Here is a 24,812-nt window from a genome sequence, read left to right on the forward strand (position 1 = left end):
GGTTAGCCCATAATTGGGCATATTAACGGGCGAGGTGATCTTTATGAAGGAGCTGCACAGCGGACGGTTGTTCTGGCCGACAACCGAGGAGCAATACAAGGAATATTCCGCCCTGTCGGAAGACATACAAGTGCTGCAGGTAGCCATTATCGGGGGCGGAATGTCAGGGTCCATGTGTGCCTATGCGTTGCAGAATAGCGGCATCAACGTCGCCATTATGGAGAGAGAGACGATTGCGGGTGGAAGCACTTCCGCCAATACGGGATTATTGCAATTTTCTAATGATATTATGCTATGTGAATTGATCGGGCAGATCGGAAAACAAGCTGCCGTAAGATTCTATGCTGCCTGCAAGGATGCCGTTGCGCAGATTGGCAAAATTTCGGGCAAGCTGTCTGCCAATCCCCATTTCGTGCCGCGAAGCAGCCTTTATTACGCCAGCTCGGAGCAGGATCTTCCGAAGCTTCGGAAGGAGTACGAGACCCTGAGGCAGAACGGCTTTGATGTCGATTTTTGGGAAGCGGATACGATTTCTAAGCATTTCCCCTTCCGCCGCCCCGGAGCAATTATCACGAACGGCGATGCTGAAATTAATCCGTTCCGGTTCGTTCACGGAATGGCAGAAGCCGCAACGGCAAACGGCGCGCGCATATTCGAGCATACGGATGTGGTGTCTCATGAGAGTACGGCAGACGGCAAGCATCGGCTTGCAACCGCCAGCGGACATGTCGTTGTGGCGGACAAAGTCGTATACGCCGTTGGATATGAACCCGAAGAGCTGCGGGGGCAGCTAATCAAGCCCATCTTGAACCGTTCCTTTGTTGCCGTAACTGCCGTGCAAGACAAGAACAAGCTGCTTCATTGGCATAAACAGATGCTGATCTGGGAAACCGACAGACCTTACTTATATATGAGAACGACTATGGACGGACGAGTGATCATTGGAGGACTGGATGAACCGACCGAGCATCCCATTGACGGCGAGCAAGAGCGCAGCAAGCGTATCGATAAGCTGTATGACAAGCTGACCGCACACTTCCCGATGCTGGATGCCCCGTTCGAATACGAATGGAGCGCGACCTTCGGAGAATCGGTCGATAATCTGCCTTTTATAGGGGAGGATCCCGCTATGCCCGGTGTTTATTATTGCCTGGGGTACGGCGGCAACGGCACGGTGTACAGCATGATGGCTTCTAATATCCTGCTTGCTCTCATCCAAGAGGGGCATCATCCGCTCGTCGATATCGTAGGGCTGAAGCGGCCAACCCTTCAAGCATAAGTTCGGCAGCGATGCAGCAGCACTCAAAAAGGGATTCAGCCAAGAGCCGAATCCCTTCTTCTATCTTGGAGAGAAATCAGGAGCCGTGAAAAATCCGTTTCGCTCCGTTCTCCCTGTAAATGCCTTCCGCGATGCCAAGACGCGACAAATCCGGGCCGCCATCCTTATCCAGCAAGGATTTGCTCTCTTCCGTCTCGATTATGACTAAGGTTGCGCCTTCCCGAATGGAATCGCGGCAGGAGGCTGCTTCCTGCTCCTCGAGTCCAAGCGCCATCATAGCCCCTTCGATATGATCCTCATCACCGAAAATATAATCGCCGGTCAGCGTATTTCCCATCGCCGTCAGCCCCGCAGCCGCAAATCCCGGGTTCCATGACCCGCCTCCCGTCAAACCGATGGCCGGGATAAAAGCTGCCCCCGTCCAAGCCCTTCCGCGGCTTTCGTCCCTCTCCGCTTCGTTTGCCGTTTGCGCCAGCTCCGTCAATTCGTCGACGTGGATGTCGCTCTCGGCTTCAATTCGCCGGGAATGCTCGCTATCCTTCGCGAGGATCTTCATTTCTCCTTGGACGAAACCGGCTTGCTCAAGGGAATGAATAGTATCGATTACCTGCTGCTGTGTAGCGAATGATCCAATTATTTTAGCCATTGTCTCATCATCCTCCTCTTCTTCCTTCAAGGTAGTTATACCCTGTTTCACCGGCAATCAATCTCGTTTAATCTCGGTTATAGGAAGGTTGTGCAAGAAAGCCGTTCAGGTTATGATGAAGAGTAAGCGACATGGAAATCGGAATTCAGACAGGAACGAACAGGAGGTAAAAAATGATTCACCGGATGCTTCGCTATCCCGACGACTGGGAATGGCATGTGCTTCAGCTGGAACGGCCTCCGATGGAGACGACCGAGGAACTGCCAAAGCGCAAAGACAATCGAAAAAAAACGGAAACGTCTAAGGCATCTATGACATTTACAGCACCTCCTGTAACAGACGACGACATGGAAGAACAATTGGCATGCAAGCGCCTCCTTCCCGAATGCTCAAGCTGGCTGGACGAGTGCTGGGGCAGACAGGTCAACAAGGTTACCGTGGCGCATTATGCCGATCACGGTACAATCGTATCTGGCACTTTGATGCTGCAGGCATCGGAGGAAATGACCGATGTGCAGCCTTTTCACTTCTGGCTTACCGTGGATAAGCTTGTTACCCTGCACACGGACCTGCGCCTCATGATTCGATTGCAGGATGATTCGGTTACTTCCAGGCTCAAAGACTGCGCATCCGCTCCCGAAGCGTTTTTTATTATGCTGGGGCAGCTGCTTGGACCGTTCCATACGGGACTTGACGGCTTTGAAAAAAGGCTGGGCGAGCTTGAGCAGGCCATGCGGATCTCGAATAGAACGGGGCTCCTCGACGTCATTTTTGAACGCCGCTATGATTTATTGCATTGGAGCCATCTTTTTATCCCTATCCGCGAGCTGTACGGTGCTGCCCAGGAGGCTTTTATGGACACGCTGACCGAGACGGAAGTATTCAAACGCACCACCTACAAGCTGGACCGGATTGATTCTCTGCTGAAGCATTACGCGCTCGAGATCGATACGCTGATTTCGATGGATGACGCGCTCTCCAGCTTCCGCGGCAACGATATTATGAAGACGCTGACCATCTTCACCGTTATCTTTACGCCTGCTACCGTTATAGGTGCCCTATGGGGAACAAACTTTAAGCCGCTTCCATGGGATACTCATCAATTGGGCTTTGCGGGGATGTGCGTCGTTATCCTTGTAATCACCATCCTGATTTATGTCTGGTTATGGCAAAAGGGCTGGACCGGCGATTTGCTCACGGGACGGGATTCCAATAAAAACAAGAAAAGTAAAAAGCAGGCCGTAATGCTCGAAGAACAGTTAACCGATAGAAGCGAAAGCATGGAGACGGAACCGAACCTGTCCCAGCTGTCACGCAAAAGGCGCTCCAAGACGATCTAAAATCGTCGGGAAGCGCCTTTTTTGCATGCCTATCTCCGGCTGTGGAGTTCCTCTATAATCGCTCCGGCGATCTCTTCCGGCTGCTTCACGGATCCTTCCGCCTCGCCTCGTTTGCGGACCGATACGCTGCCGCTTAGACGCTCGTTTTTCCCGACGACAAGCATATAAGGAACCTTCTCAAGCTGGGCCTTCCTTATTTTATTGCCGAGCTTTTCGCTGCGGGCGTCCACTTCTACCCGAATTCCCGCTTGAATAAGCTGCGATTTGATTTGAAGCGCGTAATCCAGCTCATGCTCCGATACCGGTATTACCTTGGCCTGCACCGGGGCCAGCCAGATCGGGAAAGCCCCGCTGTAATGCTCGATCAGAATACCGATGAACCGGTCGAGAGAACCGTAAACCGCGCGGTGGATAACAACCGGCCGCTGCTTCTTATTGTCTTCGCCGATATAAGACAGATCAAATTTCTCCGGCATCTGGAAATCAAGCTGGATGGTTCCGCACTGCCAGCTTCTCTTCAGGGCGTCCACGATATGAAAGTCGATTTTCGGTCCGTAAAAGGCACCGTCTCCTTCATTAACGCGATAGTTCACTCCCTGTGCATCCAACACATTCTTTAGAGACTGCTCGGCTTCATCCCACAGCTCATCCGAGCCCATATAATCAACAGGCCGGGTCGACAGCTCGACGGTATAAGCAAACCCGAATACCTTGTACACCTCACCGATCAAATTCATGACCTTGCCGATTTCCGCTTCAATCTGATCCGGACGGACAAACAGATGGGCATCATCCTGGCAGAACGTGCGTACCCTCATCATGCCGCCTAATGCCCCCGACAGCTCATGCCGGTGTACCTGGCCGAACTCCGCCAGTCGTACCGGGAGCTCCCGATAGGAGCGCAAGCTGTTCTTGAAGATCAGCATATGCCCCGGGCAGTTCATTGGCTTTAACGCGAATTCGGACTCGTCAACCTTAGTGAAATACATGTTGTCCTTGTAATGATCCCAATGTCCCGACTGCTCCCACATCCGCTTGTTCATCATAAACGGCGTGCGGACCTCTTCATAATCGTTCTGGTTAAGCAGCTCCCGGGAGAAGCTTTCCAGCGCAGTCCTTATCGCCATTCCCTTGGGCAGGTAAAACGGCATCCCCGGCGCTTCCTCCGAGAACATAAACAGCTCCAGCTCTTTGCCCAGCTTGCGGTGGTCCCGCTTCTTCGCTTCCTCCATCTGGTACAAATAGTCGGCTAGCTCCGTCTTGTTGAGGAATGCTGTACCATAGATGCGCTGAAGCATCTTATTGTCGGAATTGCCCCTCCAATAAGCGCCTGCCACGTGAAGCAGCTTGAAGGCTTTGATGCGCCCGGTTGAAGGCAAGTGCGGCCCGCGGCACAGGTCCGCAAACTCCCCTTGCTCGTAAATTCGGATTACTTCGCCCTCCGGCAAATCCCGGATCAGCTCCAGCTTGAGCGGCTCCCCTCTTTCTTCGAAAAGAGCCAGCGCCTCCTCCCGCGATACAACTCTCCGCCTGATCGGCAAATTCTCTTTAACGATGCTCCGCATTTCCTTCTCTATGGCTTCCAGATCCTTGGTCGAAAGCGTATGGGCAAGGTCTACATCGTAATAAAAGCCATCCTCGATAACCGGTCCGATGCCCAGCTTTACCGCTTCGCTGCCGTACAGCCGTTTGATCGCCTGCGCAAGCACATGCGCGGTGCTATGCCGGGAAATATAAAGCCCTTCCGGGCTGTCCAGAGCAATCATGTCGATTCGGCTGCCATCGCCAAACGGCTCATCAAGATCGGTCATCGTGCCGTCGATTGCCCCCGCTATTATCGTTTTCTTCCAATCGGCATCCATTGATTCCGCTACCTGCGCAATGGTCGTGCCTTGCAATACCCTCCTTATGCTTCCGTCTGGCCAAACAGCTTGAATCTCCATTTTTGCTCCTCCAATTCTTCCTTATTTTTTGAACGCAAAAAAACGCAGCTCTCCCTGCAAGGGACGAGTGCGTTCTGCTCGTGGTTCCACCCTAATTCCATCCCGCGCGTAACCGGCGCGACGATGCTCATTGGAATCCGTTAACGGGGATCAGTCGGTTACGTGTACAGCCGCAATTGCGGGTTCCAGGTGACGGCTGCAAAGCGGTAATCCCGATCTTTCACCGAAGAAGCTTTCAGCCGGGGCTTCTCTCTCTGGGCGGATATAGGGAAGGAGATCATGTCTTTGGTCATGGCCTTCGTATGAAATTGCTATTATGTTACAATGTTTTATTTCAAAAAGTCAAGAGGAATCAGTTCCCCATACAAGCGCCCAGACATAGTATACATAACCAGCCCAAGATAAGAGCGGAGGGATCCGTATATGGCAAAAACAACGAGAAGGTCCAATTCTAATACGACGACGGCGTTGCCAAGGCCAATGAGACAAGGCCAGCCGCAGCAATTTGATCTCCGCATCGCCCTGTTTCTTGCCGGTATTGCTGGACAGACTTACTCACAATTCGAGAATAAGGACGGCCTTTTCCTTGTCCCCCGAGGGTATGAACTAGTGGGGGCTTTCTCTGCCAAAGCTTATGATGATACCGAGGAACGCTTTGGCTTTGTTTTGCAATCGGACCGTTCTTCCGTTCTGGCCTTCCGGGGCTCCGGTTCAGCCGTGGACTGGGTATCGGATTTTATTGCCCAACAGACGACATACCGTCCCGTTAAAAATGCCGGCCAAACCCACAAAGGCTTTACCGACATTTATACAACCACCCGCTCGCAGGTGCTTGATCTGATCGAGCAGCTGCCGGTAGAAAAACCGTTATTTATTACCGGCCATAGTTTAGGCGGAGCCTTGGCTACTTTAGCTGCCCTTGATATCGCCGTCAACACGCCGTTTACCGCGCCCATCGTCTATACCTTTGGCGCTCCAAGAGTCGGGGATACTCGCTTCGTCAAGCTATACAACAATACGGTAGAGACGCATTGGCGCCTCCAAAACGAATACGATATCGTTCCCCATCTGCCTCCGCTTGTTTATCAGTCTCCGGATACGAAGAAAACGTATTTTTATATGCATGTCAAAGGCGAGGTAAAACGCGCCTTCCGGATGGGCTCGGTTTCCGGCAATCATATTCTGAGCAGCTATTTTGCCGACTTATGCGGCGAGGAGCCGCAGTTCGCCGAAGCGATTTGCTCGGAGCCGCCGGGCTGGTGCCCGCTAACTTGAACAAAAAAACTCCGCAAAGCTGCGGAGTTTTTTATCGTTTTCAGGTCCAGGATTGAAGGAGCCAGTTCCGTACCCGGTTAATGGTCTTATCCAAATTGCATACCGAATTCTGATCCACGTAAGGAGTCTGATGACAGAAATAATGAGCATGTCCGCCGATTAACGGAATCCCTTCCACAATAGACGGGGAATATTTGAACCGGTTCCAGCGAGGCACCGATGCCCCTTCTGCCGACCATCCTCCCCAAGTACCGATCCGGCTGATCGGATCGGTGAGTTTTCCTTCCGTATCAACGGAGTGAAGAAAGCATACTTTATCCCGCAGCTCCGGATGAATCGGAATACGAGGCGAGCCCACCTGAACAATCCGGAAATTCCGGTTCAAACGCTGCTGATGCAGCATTTTCCCCGCCTGATAGGCTGCTGCTCCTCCCCCGCTATGTCCGATAAAAAGGATCGGCTCCTCCTCGCTCTTCATCGTTTCCTTCACTTGCTGGAATGCCGCACGCCCGCCGATCCGGCCAATGGACAAGCGGTTGGTAAGATCCGTGCCGACTTCAACAATTTGCCGGTACAGATTACGGCTTACATCTCCATACGGGTGCAGAATATGAATGATTGGCTCGCGGCCATCCGCCCGAAATATCCGGTCAAGCTGATTCCTGCATTCATCAAAATAGCCTTTGGTTGTAGCAACGCCAGCCAGCAAGTAAATCCGTATAGGCGAGCCGCTGATCGCTGTCATGATTCATCCCTCCGTTCATGCTGTGTTAATGGAATTGTGTACTTTCATTATGCGGGGGGATAAGCGGTTTCATTCCTCCATGTAGATGTGAATTCCGTTCCAGCTGATCCGGTAGCCAAGCTCCTTGGCTGTCAGAACAAGGGGGAGAGCTTTTATGTCCCGCCATAACGGGGTAACGCCGTTCAATTTGTAACCGCTCCATATTTTATGCGGAACGAACGGGACCTGCGCCATTCTTGGTATTCCGTTGTCCCATCGGATTAGCTGAATCATCCCGTCCTTCATCGTCTTCACGTCCGCCTGAAGGATCCGGCTGAAAAATTCCTCGTCCACATACAGCTCTCCGTCTAGCTTGAATATATGACCGCGGTAGGTAAACGGCTGGTTTACGATTGCGGAAGTCCCGCTTCCAAAGTCCTCCTCTAAACGGCTCAAATAATAAGGACTGGCTGCGGCCCGTCTGTAGGCTTCAAGGATCCGGGGTTCATTCGTGATGGAATAGTCATTAATGCGCCGTACCTCATTATATTCCGCAAGATTGTTCACATCAAAATAAAAGACAGCCTTAACCCTTGGATAAAGCCTGGGAAGATTGGCATACAGACGATTGATTTTCGCAATGGCAAAAGCGTTATCCTTCACCCCGTCGGTCACCGTATAGTGGGTAACGCCATACTCCGACAGTTGAATCGGCTTTGTCCTGCTGAACCGGTTATACACGTAATCAAGCATCTGAAGCGGATCTTCGAAATCGGACGGCTGCCGGATATCTCCGTTATGATATCTTACGTTGTAGACGTTGATTCCTACCCAATCTACGTAATTGTCACCCGGATAATAGGCTTCAATCGGACGCTCCGGCACATTAAGCACGGTCCAGACCATGGCCGTTTTCGGAGCTATTTTCTCGAATACGTCATGAACCATTCTCCACGTCTTGATATAGAGATCCGGGTCTCCGCTGTAATTCGTCCAGGTACCGTTCATTTCGGATGCGAAACGCAGAAAAATGGGCACATCGGCTTTGCGCGCCGCTTCGGCAAATGTCCGCAGGTAAGCATCGTCCTTCACCTTGGCCAGCCCGTCGTTAGGCTCCCATGCAATGTGGGGGAATGCGCCCGCTTCCTTTACTTCAGTCACCCAATCGGACGGGAACGGCTCTCCGTAACCGACATATTTAAAAAAGCTGGCATGCTGCTTCCCTGCTAAGTTATTGAACTCCGCCATGCTATTATGGATGGTTGAGTTCTGCAGCACATAGGCACCTAAATAGGCTCCGGACACCGGCTCGGCTTTCGCCAGCCGATAATTCGGATGCGAGGATGAGACATGAATGGTCCACTCCGAATAACGTGCCTCTTCCACTTGAACGGCAGCCGCATAGGTGCTTGGATTAGCAAGCGGATGTTGTTTTCTAGCAGCGCTTTCCGCCCCTTCCAGCATGACGATGAGAGCGCAGACGAGCATCAGGCCGGGCAGCTTGCGTCGATGCGTTAACCAATAGCTCAGCAGGGGAACCTCCTCCTCTTCTCTATTCCAAGGATGAGGCAAAGAGGCGGCATTTATACGTATTCGGGCGGGGCTATCGCTATGAAAAAAGGCTGCCTTTGCCTAGTCCCGAATAGACTAGTTAAAGACAGCCCCTGCATGTTTTTATTAAACACCCATTTTTTTGCGCTGGTTGTTTACTTTCTTCGTATTCTGGCTCTTCATAGCCTGCGTGGAAGTCGATTGATGCTTCTGACCGGCTGCTCCGTTTTGCCCTTGCTTCTTCTGAGCAAGAAGCTGCTTCGCGCGTTCAGCTTGTGTAAGCGGCTTAGCTTGCGCTGGCGCCTCAGCTTGAACCTCATTATGTTCATTGGCGGACATATGATCACCTCACTTTAATGTACTCAGCATATCAAGTGAAACGTCAATCGGCAAGCCCCCTGGCCGGGACTTTGCGAAGTTGCACAATTCCGATTCTTGTTAATATAACCGCAAGAACGAACAACTGCGGAATCGTTGTCTCCCATGTCGGGTATACGCCCAGGAAACCAATGGTGGCAAGAGATCCCGAGGAATGCGCCGGAAGCCATGAAGCGACCTGAAGCGAATGAATGCTTTCCCCCAGGAAACGGACTACCAGGTAATAGATGAGAGCCGAAGCCGTTAGGAAAAACGGACGGATCGGCAGCTTCGCGCTAAAGCGGATGATCGCAAAGCCGATAATCAAGAGCAGGAGGAGCGTGACTCCGATTCCGAGGATCATCTGAACGGGATCGATGGAGCCTGCCATGCCGATATAGAAGATTGTCGTCTCCGCGCCTTCCCGCAAAATCGCGAAACCCGAAACGATAAATAGGGACCACAAGCTTCCCTTGGCAAGCGCATTGCCCATCCGGTCATCGATAAATTTGTTCCAAGCCTGCAGATTCGATTTCTTGTGCAGCCAGTTGCCCACGGAAAGCATCAGAAGCACGGATACAAGTCCCGTAATCCCTTCCATCGCTTCCCGCGCGCTGCCCGCGGTTGCTTCCGCAATGACCGTAGTCAACAGTACGGCCAAGGCAATACTCAAGAGCAATCCCGTCCATACGCCCGACCATACCCAGACATTTTTGGACTGATTGTCCGTGCGTTTCAAATAAGCAAGCAATGCCGCAAGAACAAGAATCGCCTCGAGTCCTTCCCGCAGCAAAATCATTCCGGCATCCCATGCCGTATATTTGGCCTCCGACGTCATCGGTTCGAGCTGACCGCGGATCTCTTCGATAACCGCCTCCGCCTTATCCGGTACCGGATTTGCGGCCAGCAGATATTTGGACACATCGGTCATCTTGATCTCGATGTTCTGATAAACCGCGGCGGACCGGATTGACACCTGGCCCTCAACGGCAGGCCAGCTGCTGATGAAGGATTGCATCTGACCGTTTGCTTCGGCATAATGGTTCGCTGCAATATCCTTCGATGCCTGATTTAATATCGCGATTAAATCCGCAATGGTCAGCCCTTCCGAATCCGTGCTTGCAGCTGCGATTTTCCCGTCTTTATAGTCGTTGATAAGAGTAATCAGGTTTGTTGTATAAGTCTTGGCATCCTCGGCACGAGGAGGTTCAGCCTGCAGGGCAATCCGGATCATGCTCATGCTCGTCTCCAGCTTGCCATACACGGTAAAATTCTCGCTGCGGATGGATTGCTCAATCGGCGGCCAACCGTCGTTGATTTGCTTGTATGCGGCATTCGCCTGCTCCCATTGTCCGGCCTCAATGCTGCGGAGCAGATTCTCCGCCAGAGGCAGCAGGCTTGCTGCAGCGTCTTTCCCGGACAGCGCCGGCACTTCGGCTGCTTTCTCGCTCTTCACAAACGTATTGATCGCTTTCGCTAGCGTCGATAAAGCCGCCTTCGCCTCATCCGGCTTATTCGCCGCCTGATCCAACGCTTCCGTGGCGTGAGCAATGGCCGAGGATACATCGGCAGAGTCTGCCTTCGCCCCGGTCTTTAGCTGCTCCCAGCTCTCATTCGCCTGCCGGATATGATCCTTGGCATCCTGCCAATCACCTTCGCCCGCCGCGGCAAGAGCGCCGCCAACAAGCGGCAGCAGCTTGCCCAGCTGTTCGGATGACGACGCATCCGCAGCATAAGCGGTGTTGCCGAGGCTAATCGTTGAAGCTGCGGCAAACGTCCCGATCCACACCGCAACTAGAACCAGCAATACTCGGGAGATTAAAGCTTTAAGTTGATGTTGCCCGGTCATGTCAAGTCATTCTCCCTTCTACAATAACGTATCGCCGATATAGCCGCCTTCGCGTACGCCAGGGAAGCAGGCAAATACGGCGCTGCCGTTGTGAACGATATATTCATTCAGGGCATCCATCTGTCCAAGCTTCTGCTGCATCGGAATAAACTGCTTTCTTGTATCGCGGTTATAACAAATAAATAAGAGTCCTGCATCAAACTGCCCTGTCCGGTTATCCATGCCGCTCGAATAGGAATAGGATCGCCGAAGGATTTTGACCGAGCCGTTCCCCCGCGCCAGCGCAACATGGGAATTTACCGGGATAAGCGGCTTCCCTTTCTCATCCTTCTTGGCGAGGTCCACCGAATCGAACTCGTTCTTGGAGCCGATTGGCGCACCGCTGTCACGATGCCGGCCAAATGTCGCTTCCTGATCGCCAAGGGTTGAACGGTCCCATACCTCCACCCGAATCCGGATGCGGCGGACAACCATATAGCTGCCGCCTGCCATCCACGGCGTGCCGTCACCGCTCTGCGCCCATACGACGTCGTTCATCAACGCTTCGTCCTTCGTATCCGGATTGCCGGTACCGTCCTTAAAGCCCATTAGATTACGCGGAGTTGCTCCCTTCGGATCGGCGCCGCCGGTGCGCTGGAAGCCCTCCTGCGTCCAGCGCAGCACCGCCTTGCCCCTTGCGATGCGGGCCAGATTGCGGATCGCATGGAAGGCCGTCTGCATGTCGTTGGCATTCACCTGAACGCCAATGTCGCCCCCGCACCATTCCTCGCGCAGCTCATCGCCGCCAAAGGCCGGCAAATCCACAAGCGCAGCCGGCCGTTTGGAGGCAAGCCCAAATCTCGAGTCAAAAAAGGACGGTCCTACGCCGAACGTAATCGTTGTTTTTGAAGGATTCAATCCCGCGGCTTCGCCCGTATCGGCAGGAGGAAGATTCAGATTATCATTGACCTCCCCGATCATTTCGCCCTTTGCCATGGATGCGGAAGCTTCCGTCCAGGCCTTGAACAGCTTGCGCACGTCATCAATCGAATTCGTTGTCAGATCAAAGGCAGCGAACATCAGAAAATCCTGCGCGGGTGTCGTTATGCCGGCCTGATGCTTGCCGTAAAATTCTATCCTGTCCTCGCTGCTTGCCTTGGCCGCAACCGAGGCGGAGCTGCCTTTTGCTCCGAAAATCGCTCCAACGCCTGAAGCGCCAAGCAATAGCCCGGCGCCTCCAACACCGGCCAGCCGCAAAATATCCCGGCGGCTGATCGGTTTCTCCAAGATGCTGTCTCCAGCTTGATTATTCTTGTTGTCTGTTGTCATCTCATTACGCTCCCAGAATCGTTCCCATTTGGGACAACGGTTCAGCTAATGCGTCAAGCAATTGGCTCAACTTCTTGGTATCTTCTTCTTTCAGATCGGTATAGGAAACGTATCCGTCCCCGCTCTTATACGCTGCGAGTGCTTGCTCCAGGTTATCAAAGCTTGTGCCGATTTGCGCTTCCAATTCAGCGTCCTGCTTGTTCAGCTCGGCTTTCAGCAGCTCGTAGATTTTTTTCGCGCCTTCCACGTTAGCCGCAAAATCATACAGGTCCGTATGCGAATAGCGCTCTTCCTCGCCGGTTACCTTCGAAGAGGATACCTCGTTTAGCAGCTCAACCGCTCCCGTTACGAGCAAGCTAGGTTCTACGTCTACCGTTTCGATCAAGGCACGAAGCGTCTTCGTATCGTCAAGTAACCGGGAAGCATAATCTTCCGCGCCGGCAGTTGCGTTGTTCACCCAAAGCGCCTGCTCGATGCGGTGGAAACCGCGCCAGTCTTTCTCCTCTACATCATTTTCGCGTGCATCGATATTAGGGTCCAGATCGCCAAGAGCTTCCGCGATAGGCTCGATTCTCTCGTAATACATCCGGGTTGGCGCGTACAGCGACTTCGCCGTCTCTACATCGCCGGACTTCACCGCTTGAACAAATTTATCGGTTTCGGCAACCAGCTTATCGGTTTGATCGAGAGCATACTGGCGGTATTGGCCGGTAATCTCATCCCAGTTCTCCACCTTTGGCGCCGATTGTTCTGTATTTGTTGTAGTATTCGCGGCAGCCTCTTTAGCATTATCCGCATTGTTATTGTTCGAGCCGCATCCCGCAAATACGACCGTGCTTGCCAGCACTACCGCAGCTACCTTGATTTTCATGAATCCTTAACCCCTCATCCCATTAATATATAATTCCGTAATGAACTACCAATGAGTATATTCACAATGATAATCATTGTCAATTAGCATTTTTAGCACTAACCCTTTATTAGACACTTGTCGCATATGGACAGGCTTTCGCCTATTCCTCCGCCTCCGCTCAAGCATAGTGTATAGCAGGCCTTCCAACTTCCCACACTAATAGACAAGAACGGATATCCAGAAAAGGAGGCTTTACCCTGTGTCACAATCATCAAGTAACAAGACCGCGGTTTTCCCGCCCCAGCATCAGAATCATCAGCCAGGCATAGAATCCGAGATGAACCCGCTTCCAATCTATAAAACCGATCAATATAAAGCAGCAAACAAGCTTGAAAATAAAGCTGCCATTATTACTGGAGGAGACAGCGGTATCGGCCGTGCGGTAGCGGTGGCGTTCGCCCTCGAAGGCTGCGACGTAAGCATCGTGTACTACAATGAGCATGAAGACGCCAAGCTTGTTCAACAGGAGATCGAGCAAGCCGGAAGACGCTGCCTGTTAATTCCCGGAGATATCGGGGATGAAGCATTTTGCCGGAATGCCGTTGAGCAGACGGTGATGACCTTTGGCAAGCTGGACATTCTTGTGAATAATGCAGCCGAGCAGCATGTGCAGCAGCGGCTTGAAGATATTACGGCGAAGCAGCTTGAGAAGACGTTCCGGACTAACGTATTTGGCATGTTCTTTATGACGAGAGCCGCCCTTCCTCATCTGAAGCAAGGCGCATCCGTTATTAATACGGCATCAATCACCGCCTATAAAGGCAATCCGACCTTAATTGACTATTCCGCTACCAAAGGCGCCATCGTCTCTTTTACAAGAGCGCTTGCAACCAACCTGGCCGGACGCGGCATAAGGATCAACGGCATTGCTCCAGGTCCAATCTGGACTCCGCTTATCCCGTCCACCTTCGATGAGCAATCCGTATCCACCTTTGGATCGGATACGCCAATGAAACGGGCCGGTCAGCCGTATGAGCTTGCCCCGGCTTATGTATATCTGGCCTCCCAGGATTCCAGCTATGTGACCGGCCAATTCATCCACATTAACGGCGGCGAAGTTGTAAACGGTTAAAAAAAGCAAAAACGCCTTGCGTCTATTACGCAAGGCGTTTTCCAGCTTCCTCGTTTATGCATTTATCTAATAAGTCCTGCAGCCTGCCCTCGTACACAAGCTCCAGCTTCGATGTATTCTCTAGATCCCCCGGCGTTACAAGAAACGAAGATTTATTTACAAGATGGACCCCACTCTTCTCGAATACCGATGCCACAAATTCCGAGCAAAAATAGGCGTAATCCCTCTTAATGATCCTAGTGTTAAACAGCAGTCCGATAACCCCGATCAGATTATACCGGTACAGTTCCCTATTCCGTTCCATCTCCGCAATAACGCCTCGCATCTTGGCGTAAGCAGCCGGTTGTATGCGGCAGCGGTACAAGGCGCATCTGGCTTCGGCGAATAACTGCCCGCGCATATTCTCCCTCACAAAGCCGGCGAAGAACGGATTCTGCGGGTTTTTCCGGCCGAAGCTGTACACTTCGTTTAGCCCGCTGTCAAACGCAATCGACGCATGATTAAGCGGATCCTTCGTAAACCACTTAATCGTTCTCGTAAATAATGTTCCCGTGTCCGTTAAGACAACATAAACCTCCAGCTCTCTTGTCATGCCCGACAACCTCCACATTAAAGAAGTAACGCTTCTCATCTAACTTTAATGCAGGAGCCATGGCTTCATTAACCTGCTGAGGTACAGTCCTATCCACGACCTTGGTCCTGTTCTGGAAAATTTACCTAGTGTTTCTCTTATCTTAATGGAATTATTAGTATTTCTCAATCAAAACTTAACAAATAGGCAGGAAAGTGTAAATTAGTTTACCGCTAGTTCTTTCGAATGATCAGGTGAGGAATTGGGACTAGATCGGTTTCTAGTAATCTACTTATATATGGTATAATAAGCCACATTACAGCTGGGATACAAAAGGAGATTTCGATACAAATGGAATTCAAAAAGGTGAATACGCCCCTCCGTCTCGTAGGTATTCAAAAGTACAAAAGCAAGGACGGCAGAGCCTGGATCAAGTATCCCGGCGGCTCCCGAAAGCCATTAAAGAAAAGCACGGTGATATGGACCAGACTGCTGACCGTGATCGTCATCGTTGGCGTCGTCGGATTTGCGGGTTACAAGATCGGGTTCCACTACTTATCCAACAAAATGATGAATGAAATGGCCGATCAAATCCTGACCACCGATGAAATCGAGTCGTTCAAGAAGGATCCTGCCGTTCAGCAGATCATCGCCGATAACTCCAAATATTTTGATAAAAAAGCTGTGGAAGCCCTGCAGGGCTCCGTCTCTACCGATGCCGGCAACGGCGGTAAAGCCGAAGGTACAAATGCGGAAAAGCCGGATCAATCAGGTTCTAATTCCGGTAACGCGGCAAGCAGTGGTAAGGAAAATACTAAGCCGGCGGACAAGCCGTCCACAGGCGGCCAGCTTGTTGTGAAGAATAAAGATGAAGCGGCCGAGCTGCTGCTCAGCAAATTCTCCATGAAGGAATTAACCGGGCTCGCCGATAAAGCGAAGGACGGCTTGACGCCGGAAGAGAAGCAGTCCATTAAAGAAACTCTTCTCTCTCGCCTTTCTCCGGAGGAATTCAATTCCGTCAAGATTGTTGCCTTGATGGAGGTTATGAAGCGCGATGAATAAAGACCTAACTAATGGAGGGCATCATGACTAGGAACTACTTAGAATCTTTCAAAGAAGAATTATTAGAAGTCTTTTCCGAAGCTCGTGCAAGAATCAATAAGTTTCCTTCTCCATTTAATCAAACGGGATTAGTCTACCTGGACAAGTTTGATGTCTTTCAAAAGGAAAGCGCAAAGAACTATATATGTTATCTGCTGCCATATTGGATGAATGAGATTACTAACCTACCCGTTGAACAATGCCGCAAGCTGTCATTGGCAAACGTATTCAATATGCTCTATTACTTCCTGCAAGACGACGTAATGGATGAGACTCCAATCGCGTGGAAAGAACAACTTGCTCTTGCGCAGCTTCTCCAATCCGAGTTCGAGTTCATTCTTCGTGAAATATTTGAAGCAGAATCCCCATTCTGGAACTATCGTCAGCAATACGTTAATGAGTGGGCTGTCACTGTCGTAAACGAAAATAAAGAAGACTATTTCATGTCGGATAATCTAATGATTGCCAAAAAAGCTTCCCCTCTTAAGCTAGCAAGTACAGGAGCCCTGTTATTAGCGAATCAACCGGAGAAAATCGAAGAGGTGGAACAGCTTGTTGACCATAGTCTTGTTCTCTTGCAGCTCGCCGATGATTTGACAGACTGGAAGGAAGATTTGAAAGATAATAGCTATAATTGCCTACTGTCCATGATCAAAGCTGCGAAAAACCAAAACGAGCCACTCGAGTTATCGGAAGTCGAATCTTTTATCTACGATCGAAGTATCTTGCTCGACTATACTAATAGTTGTCATGAACATATCAGTTTCATAGCCAATCACACTCTGCAATTAAAGCATCTACTGCACTTTAGTTACTCCATCTATGAAGATCTTTATCATTTTGCCAAACAAGTAGAGGAGACAAAAACCGCATTATTGTCTGGCGGATTTGACTATATTTTGTCGAATAACACTTAGTTATAGTATAATGTACCCAATTTATATGATATAATTTATTGGAACATATAAATTATTACATTTATTTTGGAGGGATTTAGAAATGCAAAACATCGCATTAAAACAAACACCTGCTCCATTTGTACTGTTCGACAAATTCGAGACGCCTAATGCACGCACTACTTCTCCTCAAGCTATCCGTAATCAAATTATTCAAAAGGTTTGGGAGGACGAAGCTTTTAAACAACAATTCATCGCAAACCCTAAGCTTGCTGTCAAAGAAGCATTTGGTATCGAGCTTCCTACTACTGCGCAAATTAAAGTAGTAGAAGAATCGTCCGACGAATATTTCTTCGTTATCCCGCCTAAGCCATCTGAAATGAAAAAACAAGATGTTAAAGAAATTCCAGCTTGGTAAATCTTCCTTTTAAAAAAACCACATTGATAGTCAATGTGGTTTTTTTATCCTTCATTTACAAAACAGATTCTATTTTCCTAGGAAAATAAGAGTGTATTTTGTCGAAATTTATAGAAAAATAGTATAATCTGTCCATATAGTATGCTATAATTTCACTGCTAGAGTCGCAAATTTGCATCATATACGGAGGGATTATTTTGTCGAATCAGATTACTCGTGAGCAAATCATTCAGAAAGCATGGGAAGACGAAAATTTTAAACAACAATTATTAAGCGATCCCAAAACAGCAATTAAAGACGCATTTGGAGTAGATATCCCTGAGAATTTTGAGATCAGTGTTGTAGAAGAGTCACCAGAGCATTTCTATTTAGTTTTGCCTCCTAAACCTTCCGCAATGAAAGCCGCTTCAGCAGAAGAATTCCCTACTTGGTAATCGGGTTAATTAATAGAAAACCACTCCGATGCCGGAGTGGTTTTTTGGTTCTTATTATTAAGCTGCTGGGAAAGTAACCTCAACCTCTGTTCCAACGCCTTTACGACTTTTGAATACGATATTACCTTGCATCACTTTTATAATGCTAAACGTAACCATAAGGCCAAGACCAGTACCCTTTGTTTTATTTGAGTAGTAAGGCTCGCCAAGCTTGGCAAGCTCATTTTCTGTCATCCCTTCCCCATTATCTTTAATTTGGATCACCACACGCTCCTCTTCCTTATAGCAATTAATCTCAATCTCACCATCTCCATTTAATGCTTCAATACTGTTTTTGATCATATTGATAAATGCTTGCTTGAATTTCGAAGAATTCCCTTGAATATGCAAATCTTCTGGAATGCTAAGCCTTATCTGACCGCCTTGTAAATTAGCTAAGGGAATAAGAATACTTCCTATATGCTTGAACTCATTCGCAATATTTAATACCGTTACATGCTCAAGCTGTGGCTTTGCAAAGGTTAAAAAGTCCGTAATAATCTCAGAAGCACGATCAAGTTCGTTAATGGCAAGTACCATATAGTTTTTCTCTTTATGATCTTCACTTTTTTCTTCAAGCAGTTGCAAAAAGCCTCTTGTAACTTGCAGAGGATTGCGTACTTCATGTGCCACAGAAGCAGCTAGTTGACTAATCATATCCATTTTGTCTGACCGCTGCAGCTCATTGTTATAAATCTCAAGCTGCCTGGAATAGGTAATTACCTTTTCAAAGCTAATTACTATTTGCCTGCCAAGCACAACAACCAAAGTAAATACGAAGAAGACGATACCCCATTTCCAGAGTGTAAACTCATAGTTCTTAGATTGGGCATAATACTGAATTATATCTCCGAGTCCACACAAGATAAATAAACCTAACCCCGAAGAGAGAATAATGGCATCCTTCTGCTTTTTAATGCTATAAGCCGCTAAAATGCCTATAAGAGTTAGGCTTCCTCCAACAACGCCTAAAGCAAACAAAACAGTTGAAATAGAGTAATATATTGGATAAAAGGCATTATCTGAAAAAATAGTAATTGCAAGCCCGATGGAGGATAGCGCGGCAGCATATAGAGCATATTGTTTAAATATACGAACTAAGGAGTATTTCCCTTTTCCGAATATGGTCTCTAAGAAGAAAAATAATGCAGGCAAAAAAACATTTGATGACAAATCTATACCAGTGGCATAAAAGCTTCCATACTCACCTGATACCGTGTATAAAAAAGGTGAATAAAAGATTAACAAACAACCAATTGATAAAATAATTAAGCTGAGAGATTTCCAACCTGACACATGAACTTTCTTAAGGAAAATCATACAGAAAAACATAATTGCTGCAATAAATATAAACGCTGCACCTAAAATAATATCGGGTATCTCATTTAAGAACATCGAACGATACAAGCTTGTATAGTCACTTAGGATAAATCCTTTAATACCAATATTACCTGTGTCGTTCACTAGATGAATGTAAAGGGTTTCATTTATTGAATTATCTAAAGGAATAACAAATTTATTTACGTCATAGTAGTGATTCCTGGTTGATTCATAAATCATACTTCCATCCATAAAAGCATAAACATTTTGCGCGTAGGCTTTATCAACAAACAACCCTGTATGTGCTTTAGACTCAGCTGGCAGCTGAATTTTAACCCACATGGAACTTGTCCCTTTCGGCAACACCGGCTCCTTCTCGTTTTCCTTCACGGTAATCCAGCCATCGGCAGGCGGTATCTTGTTATCCTCATCATTCCCCGGATGAAGCTGCCACTCTGTAATTCGTATTTTCGACGCTGATTCTTCTGTATTCGCAAAGGTGATCGTGGGGCTTATTGAAGTGATGACTATTATAGATAATAAAATGAAAATCGTATACTTCAGAAAGGCCTTCATCTTTACACCTCAAATATTGGAAAATAGTTCTTATTACTCATAAGTTCGACATTTTTCGATTATATCCTTCACCTTTCTCTTATATATTAAAAATCTTAAAAATAAAAGGAGCGGAATATCCGCTCCAGATTGTTACTATGATATCGCTGCTCTTCTTGCAGGCACCGAGAATGACCGTACCTCTTCGCCGATAATCTCAAGCGCGTTCAATTGAAGGCCGCTGGCACAACCTCCGTCGATTCCAATCTTGCCTTTGCCGTACCAGACATCCGCTCTGCCATGCAGATCAACGGTTTTCGTATGGCCGAACACGACTACTTTATCAACCACCGTATCCGCCCTGTGGAACGAATCCTTAATGTATAAGAAATCCCTCTTCGGCTGTTCCTTCCAGTTCCGGTATTTCGGATTCAGTCCCGCATGCACATAGATGAAATGCTTATCCTCGTAGTAATAAGGAAGCTGCTCGAGGAAATCCGCGTGATAAGGATAACGCTCGAGAACCGTCTCTCTAAGCCTGTTCAGCAGATCCTCCTCGCTGCCCGTCATATCGCTTCCCTTCAGATAGCTGTACACGGTCTGACGGCCGCCATGGCGGAAGAATTTCTCCCTTGCCTCTTTGGTTTTGTTGCGGACAATATCCACGAAACGCTCGTCGTGATTGCCTTGAACCGCAATGGCACCATGCTCCCGGACCAGGCTAGCCGATTGTTCAACAACCATCTTGCTGTCCGGCCCCTTGCTGACGAAATCTCCTAGCAAAATGAGCTGATCTTTTACCGGCTCGTAATTAACCCGCTCGAGCAGCCGGTTAAAAGCATCGTAACACCCATGAATATCGCTAATGACTAGCGTCCTTTCCTTTCCCATGACATCCCATCCTTCCCCTATACGTATTTCATTCTACAGCTATCGAAAAAAAACCTTCCGAAACGTAAAAAAGCCGCAGGCCATAAGGCCTGCGGCTGCTTAAGAACTTGTCCTGTTCCCGGTTAAGCTAAACCTTGTTCATCTTGTTGAAAAAAAAGAAACGCCGTCTACTTAAACAAGACCCTGGCGCTTTTTGAATCGGACAGGCTTCTTCGTATGGCGGTTGGCATAAGCCGATGCCGCGTAGGAATCCGGCTTCACTCTTGCCAGATACGTTCCCATCCCCTTTACCCGGTCGATCATCTCTTCTACATAAAGCGATGTCTTATTAATCGTTGGTTCCGTACCTGCGTCGATATCGATAAACAAATCAAGTGAAGCTCCCTGGTAAACGAATGGCAGCAGCACCTCTTCCATCCGCTGGATAGCGCCATCCACGAAATAATAGGCAACCTCCTGGGACAAAGCCGTCTCCATCGTCAGCTTCTCCTTCAGGGAGGTCAGCTCGCGCGGGACAACAACCTGCCTGTAACAAGCCCAAGCGCCTTTCCCCATCCGCCGGATAATGATGCCTGTTACGAACTTCGTATATCCGTTAAAACCTTGGCTGTCTGTCCCAATGACAAAATGATAAGCCGCCCTTGGATCACTCGCCATAAAATTCAATATGCGATCGTACACCTCATGAATCGTAAGCCTGCTCTCCGTCACGTTCTGGAACCGCAGCTCTTCCGGAAGAAGGAGCTTGTTACCCGATAAATTTTTTCTCATCGTCGTCACCTGTACAATGTACATTTCAGCCCTTTCTCTCAGCAATCGCCAAAATCCCGTTCTTCTATACCATGCCTATGCGAAAGGAGTTGTATATTATTATTAATAGTTATATGATGACAAGCGCGTTTCTGCCTTACCCAAAAAAAGAAAAGGCCCCTAAACCGCGTTGTCTCGCGGCTTAGAGGCCTCTTCCCTGCTCTTATTTATATTTTCGCCAATCCAGCTTGCTGTTCTCCAGCAGATAGCCCATATCGCTCTCCAGGCGCTTCTGTTCCTTCTTGCGGGCCTCCTCGGCTTCCGTCCGCGCTTTCTGCTTCCGCTGCTCCTCAGCCGCCTTCATCTCGTCAGATTGGGCTTTAAGCTTTTGCAGCACGTCAGCGCTAAGCATATCCTTTAACGTTGTCCCCTGCTCCTGCTGAGGGCTTGTATTCGCCCTGTGGCTCGCAGCAGGTGCCGTTCTTTTCTTCTTCGCCATTTCATCCTCACCTACCGTTCTTAAAATGCCCAGTTCCCTTTGCGGAAGATCGGCACGATTGTTCCATCGGCTTTGATGCCGTCAATATCCATCTCAGCGGATCCAATCATAAAATCAACATGCGTGATGCTGGCATTTACGCCGTTCTCGGCCAGCTCTTCCGGAGACATTTGTTTCCCGCCTTCGATATTAAACGCATAACCGCTGCCAATTGCCAGATGGTTCGATGCGTTCTCGTCAAACAAAGTATTATAGAACAGAATATTCGATTGCGAAATCGGCGACTCATGCGGCACAAGCGCAACTTCACCCAAGTAATGCGAGCCTTCGTCTGTATCAACAAGCTTTTGAAGAGTTTCCTGGCCTTGCTCTGCTTCTACCTTTACGATCCGGCCGGCTTCAAACGTAATCCTGAAGTTATCGATAATATTGCCGCCGTAGCTGAGTGGTTTCGTGCTGGACACATAACCGTTAACCCCGGTCTTTTGCGGTACCGTAAATACTTCCTCCGTCGGCATGTTAGCCATGAAGGAAACATGGTTCTGGTTTTCGCTGCCTGCGGCAACCCAAATATGCTTATCCGAAAGCTCGATCGTCATATCCGTACCAGGAGCCGTATAATGCAGCTTTACAAAATGATTCTCATTGAGCGCTTGCGCTTTGGAATGAAGAGTAGCGTTATGCTCTTCCCATGCTTTCACCGGGTCTTCCGAGTGGAGGCGTACCGCCTTGAAGATCGCTTCCCATAACTGGTTGACGGCTTCTTCTTCGTTAACGCTCGGGAATACTTTGGAAGCCCATGCTTTACCGGCCGCGGCTACAACGGTCCAGCTCACTTTATCGGATTGAACCGCTCTGCGGAATGCTTGCAGTCCTTGGCCAGCAGCCTTTTGGAAGTTGGCAATTCGCTGCGAGTCAATGCCCGACAACAGATCCGGGCTGGAAGAAACGATGGAGATAAATACGGCATTACGCTCAACGAAGGAATTCCGTTTGGCGGTCTCCCATTCCGGGAAACGGGTAAATACCTCATCGGCAGCCTTCTCGTATTTGAGGCGCGACAAGCTGTCATCCGTCCAATCGACATGGACATTGCTTGCTCCAGCCAAATAGGCTTGCTCGGCAACAAGCCGTACAAGGTCAGCTTGATCGATAGCCCCTGTAATAAATACCTCCTGGTTCTTTTGTACATTAACGCCTACTCGTACGATTAGTTCAGCGTACTTGGTTAAATTGTTAACGAATGCAACGTTTGTCATCGCTCATTCACACCTTTCTAAATATGTATAATGACTATTCTTTGCTTCTTGTCCCGGGCGTATTTATTACCCCGGACGAAAAGAATGGAAAATGAAGGTTTTTCGTTTTTCCATACCTCTTTTTATGTTATTATATAGGAATGTACTCTTGCATAAAAGATTTTCGCACGAAGGAGCTCTTATGTCTAAACTAGGTAGAAATGAACAATGTCACTGCGGCAGCGGCTTGAAATATAAAAAGTGCTGCATGTCGAAGGACGAACAATCGGCTAGAACAAGCAAAGCCTCCAATGCAATTCGTCATTTTACAGAAGCTGAACTGGTTCACTTGGTTGACCACGAATCCACGTGGGCTAATCCGCAATATGCAGAACTGGCGCATGAACTTATTGCTTCCATGAAACAGGATTACAAGCCTAACCATATCGCAATGGCGGTTATGATCTGGCATGATTTCACGAATATGACGAAACCATCGTATCGCAAATCCGGCGCATTCTGTGCGGCGTTGGAATATATGGTCTGTGAGGTTACCGAATCCGGTAAGAGCAAAAACGATCTTGCCGAAAAATATGAAGTATCCGCTGCTACGATCACTAAGCGTTATCAGGAGCTTTCCGGCTTCCTTATGCAGCAGCTGGAGCAAAACGAGCCGACCCCGGAAGCGGTTGCTCAATAATCGAACAGGCTGTTTCGGACTTTTCATCCGGAACAGCCTGCTTTTTTTATGAGCTTACTTCTTGTCCGCAGGGTATGCAAGCCCGATCTGGCGGCGTGCCTCGTCCATAATCTCCATGACAACAAGAGAGTTGGCATAGGAGTTAACCGGCGATTCAAGCTCGCCGCGTTCAATAAGCTCGGCAAAAGCTTGAATCTCGTATACCATGGAATTATCCGCTTGCTGTCTGCTGATGTTCTCTTCAGGACGCCCGTCACGGTATTGGATCCGAACGCTGGCCGGCTGACTGATTCTCTCGATAACCATATTGCCTTCTTCGCCCTGAATTTCAGCAGGCATATTCGAATTCGAGATCTTCGAATGCAGCAGGACGGCTTCCATATCCCCGTAATTCAGGATTAGACTGCCCTTGCCGTCCACGCCGGACTCCAGCATAACCGCACTAGCCTTGACGCTATCCGGCTTGCCAAACAGCACGACAAGCGGGTATATGCAATATGTTCCGATATCCATCAAGGAGCCGTTCGACAATTCCGGCAGAAAAGCATTAAGCACTTCTCCTGCTTTGTATTTGTCATAGCGGGAAGAGTACTGGCAGAACGAAGCAAAGAAAGTACGTACCTTGCCAATCTTGTGGAGATTCTCGCGAACCGCGTCAAAGTTAGGCATCACGGTCGACTTCATGGCTTCCATCAGCAGCACCTTATTCTCCCGCGCCGCTTCGAACATGGCTTGCACTTCAGCAGCTTTGGAAGCTAGAGGTTTCTCGCAAAGCACATGCTTCCCATGCTTCATAAATGTAATTGCATACTCGGCATGAAGCGAATTCGGGCTTGCTATGTAAATTGCGTCAATCAGATTGCTTTGCGCCATCTCTTTCAGATCCGTGAAGGTATGAGGAATGCCCTGTGCATCCGCATAAGCCATTGCACGCTCCTCCGTACGCGAATATAGCGCCGTTACTTCAACCTTATCTACCTGGCGTGCTGCATTCATAAACGTTTCCGTAATAAAGTTAGAGCCAATAATCCCAATACGCAGCATAAGAATTCACCTCTTCATCTTTAAGTTGTCCATAATTGTCCATAAACTAAAAAAAGCCGGCCCTACGTACCAAGTACGTCTGCTGACTCCAATGAATTG

At 48.9% G+C, this 24,812-nt stretch carries 24 protein-coding genes; 9 read left to right on the forward strand and 15 right to left on the reverse strand.

What is annotated here, in order from left to right; all coding sequences use genetic code 11:
* Window positions 1–13 precede the first annotated feature (13 nt).
* Window positions 14–1,279 (forward strand): NAD(P)/FAD-dependent oxidoreductase, encoded by a 1,266-nt coding sequence (locus tag PGL01S_RS16745; protein WP_244935625.1) that lies wholly within the window; start codon window positions 14–16, stop codon window positions 1,277–1,279.
* Between the two features lie 76 nt (window positions 1,280–1,355).
* Here the strand turns inward: PGL01S_RS16745 and PGL01S_RS16750 are convergent, their stop codons facing one another.
* Window positions 1,356–1,925: a general stress protein gene (locus PGL01S_RS16750; RefSeq protein ID WP_127495733.1), complete on the reverse strand. Its 570-nt coding sequence runs from the start codon at window positions 1,923–1,925 to the stop codon at window positions 1,356–1,358.
* 173 nt (window positions 1,926–2,098) lie between these two features.
* Between PGL01S_RS16750 and PGL01S_RS16755 the strand changes: the two genes are divergently transcribed.
* Window positions 2,099–3,265, forward strand: a complete 1,167-nt coding sequence (locus PGL01S_RS16755) for a magnesium transporter CorA family protein (RefSeq protein ID WP_116393629.1) — start codon at window positions 2,099–2,101, stop codon at window positions 3,263–3,265.
* 29 nt (window positions 3,266–3,294) lie between these two features.
* Here PGL01S_RS16755 and thrS read toward each other — a convergent pair whose 3' ends face one another.
* Window positions 3,295–5,208, reverse strand: coding sequence for a threonine--tRNA ligase (thrS, locus tag PGL01S_RS16760; RefSeq protein WP_127495734.1), 1,914 nt, complete (start codon window positions 5,206–5,208; stop codon window positions 3,295–3,297).
* 423 nt (window positions 5,209–5,631) lie between these two features.
* Here thrS and PGL01S_RS16765 point away from each other — a divergent pair, with 423 nt between their 5' ends.
* Window positions 5,632–6,483: a lipase family protein gene (locus PGL01S_RS16765; protein ID WP_244935627.1), complete on the forward strand. Its 852-nt coding sequence runs from the start codon at window positions 5,632–5,634 to the stop codon at window positions 6,481–6,483.
* Window positions 6,484–6,523: 40 nt separating this feature from the next.
* Here PGL01S_RS16765 and PGL01S_RS16770 read toward each other — a convergent pair whose 3' ends face one another.
* The 6 genes from PGL01S_RS16770 to efeO all read right to left on the reverse strand — a co-directional run bounded on the left by PGL01S_RS16770 (window position 6,524) and on the right by efeO (window position 13,143).
* A complete protein-coding gene (locus PGL01S_RS16770; protein ID WP_116393627.1) occupies window positions 6,524–7,228 on the reverse strand; it encodes a hypothetical protein in 705 nt (234 codons plus the stop codon).
* A gap of 69 nt (window positions 7,229–7,297) precedes the next feature.
* Entirely contained in the window at window positions 7,298–8,695 is a 1,398-nt protein-coding gene (locus PGL01S_RS16775) for a glycoside hydrolase family 26 protein (protein ID WP_218032374.1), read from the reverse strand.
* Window positions 8,696–8,884: 189 nt separating this feature from the next.
* Window positions 8,885–9,097, reverse strand: coding sequence for a hypothetical protein (locus tag PGL01S_RS16780; protein ID WP_015842624.1), 213 nt, complete (start codon window positions 9,095–9,097; stop codon window positions 8,885–8,887).
* Window positions 9,098–9,140: 43 nt separating this feature from the next.
* Window positions 9,141–10,964: an FTR1 family iron permease gene (locus PGL01S_RS16785; RefSeq protein WP_127495735.1), complete on the reverse strand. Its 1,824-nt coding sequence runs from the start codon at window positions 10,962–10,964 to the stop codon at window positions 9,141–9,143.
* 18 nt (window positions 10,965–10,982) lie between these two features.
* Complete coding sequence (gene efeB, locus PGL01S_RS16790) at window positions 10,983–12,272, reverse strand: iron uptake transporter deferrochelatase/peroxidase subunit (protein WP_127495736.1); 1,290 nt, start codon at window positions 12,270–12,272, stop codon at window positions 10,983–10,985.
* Window positions 12,273–12,276: 4 nt separating this feature from the next.
* Complete coding sequence (efeO, locus tag PGL01S_RS16795) at window positions 12,277–13,143, reverse strand: iron uptake system protein EfeO (RefSeq protein WP_127495737.1); 867 nt, start codon at window positions 13,141–13,143, stop codon at window positions 12,277–12,279.
* 241 nt (window positions 13,144–13,384) lie between these two features.
* Between efeO and PGL01S_RS16800 the strand changes: the two genes are divergently transcribed.
* Window positions 13,385–14,257 (forward strand): SDR family oxidoreductase, encoded by an 873-nt coding sequence (locus PGL01S_RS16800; protein WP_127495738.1) that lies wholly within the window; start codon window positions 13,385–13,387, stop codon window positions 14,255–14,257.
* 25 nt (window positions 14,258–14,282) lie between these two features.
* Here PGL01S_RS16800 and PGL01S_RS16805 read toward each other — a convergent pair whose 3' ends face one another.
* Window positions 14,283–14,849, reverse strand: a complete 567-nt coding sequence (locus tag PGL01S_RS16805; RefSeq protein ID WP_116393621.1) for a hypothetical protein — start codon at window positions 14,847–14,849, stop codon at window positions 14,283–14,285.
* Window positions 14,850–15,179: 330 nt separating this feature from the next.
* Between PGL01S_RS16805 and PGL01S_RS16810 the strand changes: the two genes are divergently transcribed.
* From PGL01S_RS16810 to PGL01S_RS16825, 4 genes are all read left to right on the forward strand, one after another.
* Window positions 15,180–15,890: a hypothetical protein gene (locus tag PGL01S_RS16810; protein WP_127495739.1), complete on the forward strand. Its 711-nt coding sequence runs from the start codon at window positions 15,180–15,182 to the stop codon at window positions 15,888–15,890.
* Between the two features lie 23 nt (window positions 15,891–15,913).
* Window positions 15,914–16,846 carry a class 1 isoprenoid biosynthesis enzyme gene (locus tag PGL01S_RS16815; protein WP_127495740.1) on the forward strand — a complete coding sequence of 311 codons (933 nt, stop codon included), beginning with the start codon at window positions 15,914–15,916 and terminating at the stop codon, window positions 16,844–16,846.
* An 82-nt stretch (window positions 16,847–16,928) separates the two neighbouring features.
* On the forward strand, window positions 16,929–17,243 hold the full coding sequence (locus PGL01S_RS16820) for an NHLP leader peptide family RiPP precursor (RefSeq protein ID WP_127495741.1): 315 nt from the start codon (window positions 16,929–16,931) through the stop codon (window positions 17,241–17,243).
* A gap of 197 nt (window positions 17,244–17,440) precedes the next feature.
* Window positions 17,441–17,677 carry an NHLP leader peptide family RiPP precursor gene (locus PGL01S_RS16825; RefSeq protein WP_127495742.1) on the forward strand — a complete coding sequence of 79 codons (237 nt, stop codon included), beginning with the start codon at window positions 17,441–17,443 and terminating at the stop codon, window positions 17,675–17,677.
* A 57-nt stretch (window positions 17,678–17,734) separates the two neighbouring features.
* On the opposite strand, the gene PGL01S_RS16830 is transcribed toward PGL01S_RS16825, so the two are convergent.
* From PGL01S_RS16830 to PGL01S_RS16850, 5 genes are all read right to left on the reverse strand, one after another.
* Window positions 17,735–19,612, reverse strand: a complete 1,878-nt coding sequence (locus PGL01S_RS16830) for an ATP-binding protein (protein WP_127495743.1) — start codon at window positions 19,610–19,612, stop codon at window positions 17,735–17,737.
* Window positions 19,613–19,747: 135 nt separating this feature from the next.
* Window positions 19,748–20,482: a metallophosphoesterase gene (locus tag PGL01S_RS16835; protein ID WP_127495744.1), complete on the reverse strand. Its 735-nt coding sequence runs from the start codon at window positions 20,480–20,482 to the stop codon at window positions 19,748–19,750.
* Window positions 20,483–20,653: 171 nt separating this feature from the next.
* A complete protein-coding gene (locus tag PGL01S_RS16840; RefSeq protein ID WP_127495745.1) occupies window positions 20,654–21,277 on the reverse strand; it encodes a ribonuclease H-like YkuK family protein in 624 nt (207 codons plus the stop codon).
* Between the two features lie 178 nt (window positions 21,278–21,455).
* Window positions 21,456–21,731 (reverse strand): YqkE family protein, encoded by a 276-nt coding sequence (locus tag PGL01S_RS16845; protein ID WP_116393613.1) that lies wholly within the window; start codon window positions 21,729–21,731, stop codon window positions 21,456–21,458.
* 20 nt (window positions 21,732–21,751) lie between these two features.
* Window positions 21,752–22,990 (reverse strand): aminopeptidase, encoded by a 1,239-nt coding sequence (locus PGL01S_RS16850; protein ID WP_127495746.1) that lies wholly within the window; start codon window positions 22,988–22,990, stop codon window positions 21,752–21,754.
* 181 nt (window positions 22,991–23,171) lie between these two features.
* Between PGL01S_RS16850 and PGL01S_RS31135 the strand changes: the two genes are divergently transcribed.
* Window positions 23,172–23,669: an SEC-C metal-binding domain-containing protein gene (locus PGL01S_RS31135; RefSeq protein WP_201008468.1), complete on the forward strand. Its 498-nt coding sequence runs from the start codon at window positions 23,172–23,174 to the stop codon at window positions 23,667–23,669.
* Between the two features lie 54 nt (window positions 23,670–23,723).
* Here the strand turns inward: PGL01S_RS31135 and PGL01S_RS16860 are convergent, their stop codons facing one another.
* Complete coding sequence (locus PGL01S_RS16860; RefSeq protein ID WP_127495747.1) at window positions 23,724–24,713, reverse strand: Gfo/Idh/MocA family protein; 990 nt, start codon at window positions 24,711–24,713, stop codon at window positions 23,724–23,726.
* Window positions 24,714–24,812 lie beyond the last annotated feature (99 nt).

The organism is Paenibacillus glycanilyticus NBRC 16618, from assembly GCF_004000805.1.
Taxonomy (GTDB): domain Bacteria; phylum Bacillota; class Bacilli; order Paenibacillales; family Paenibacillaceae; genus Pristimantibacillus; species Pristimantibacillus glycanilyticus.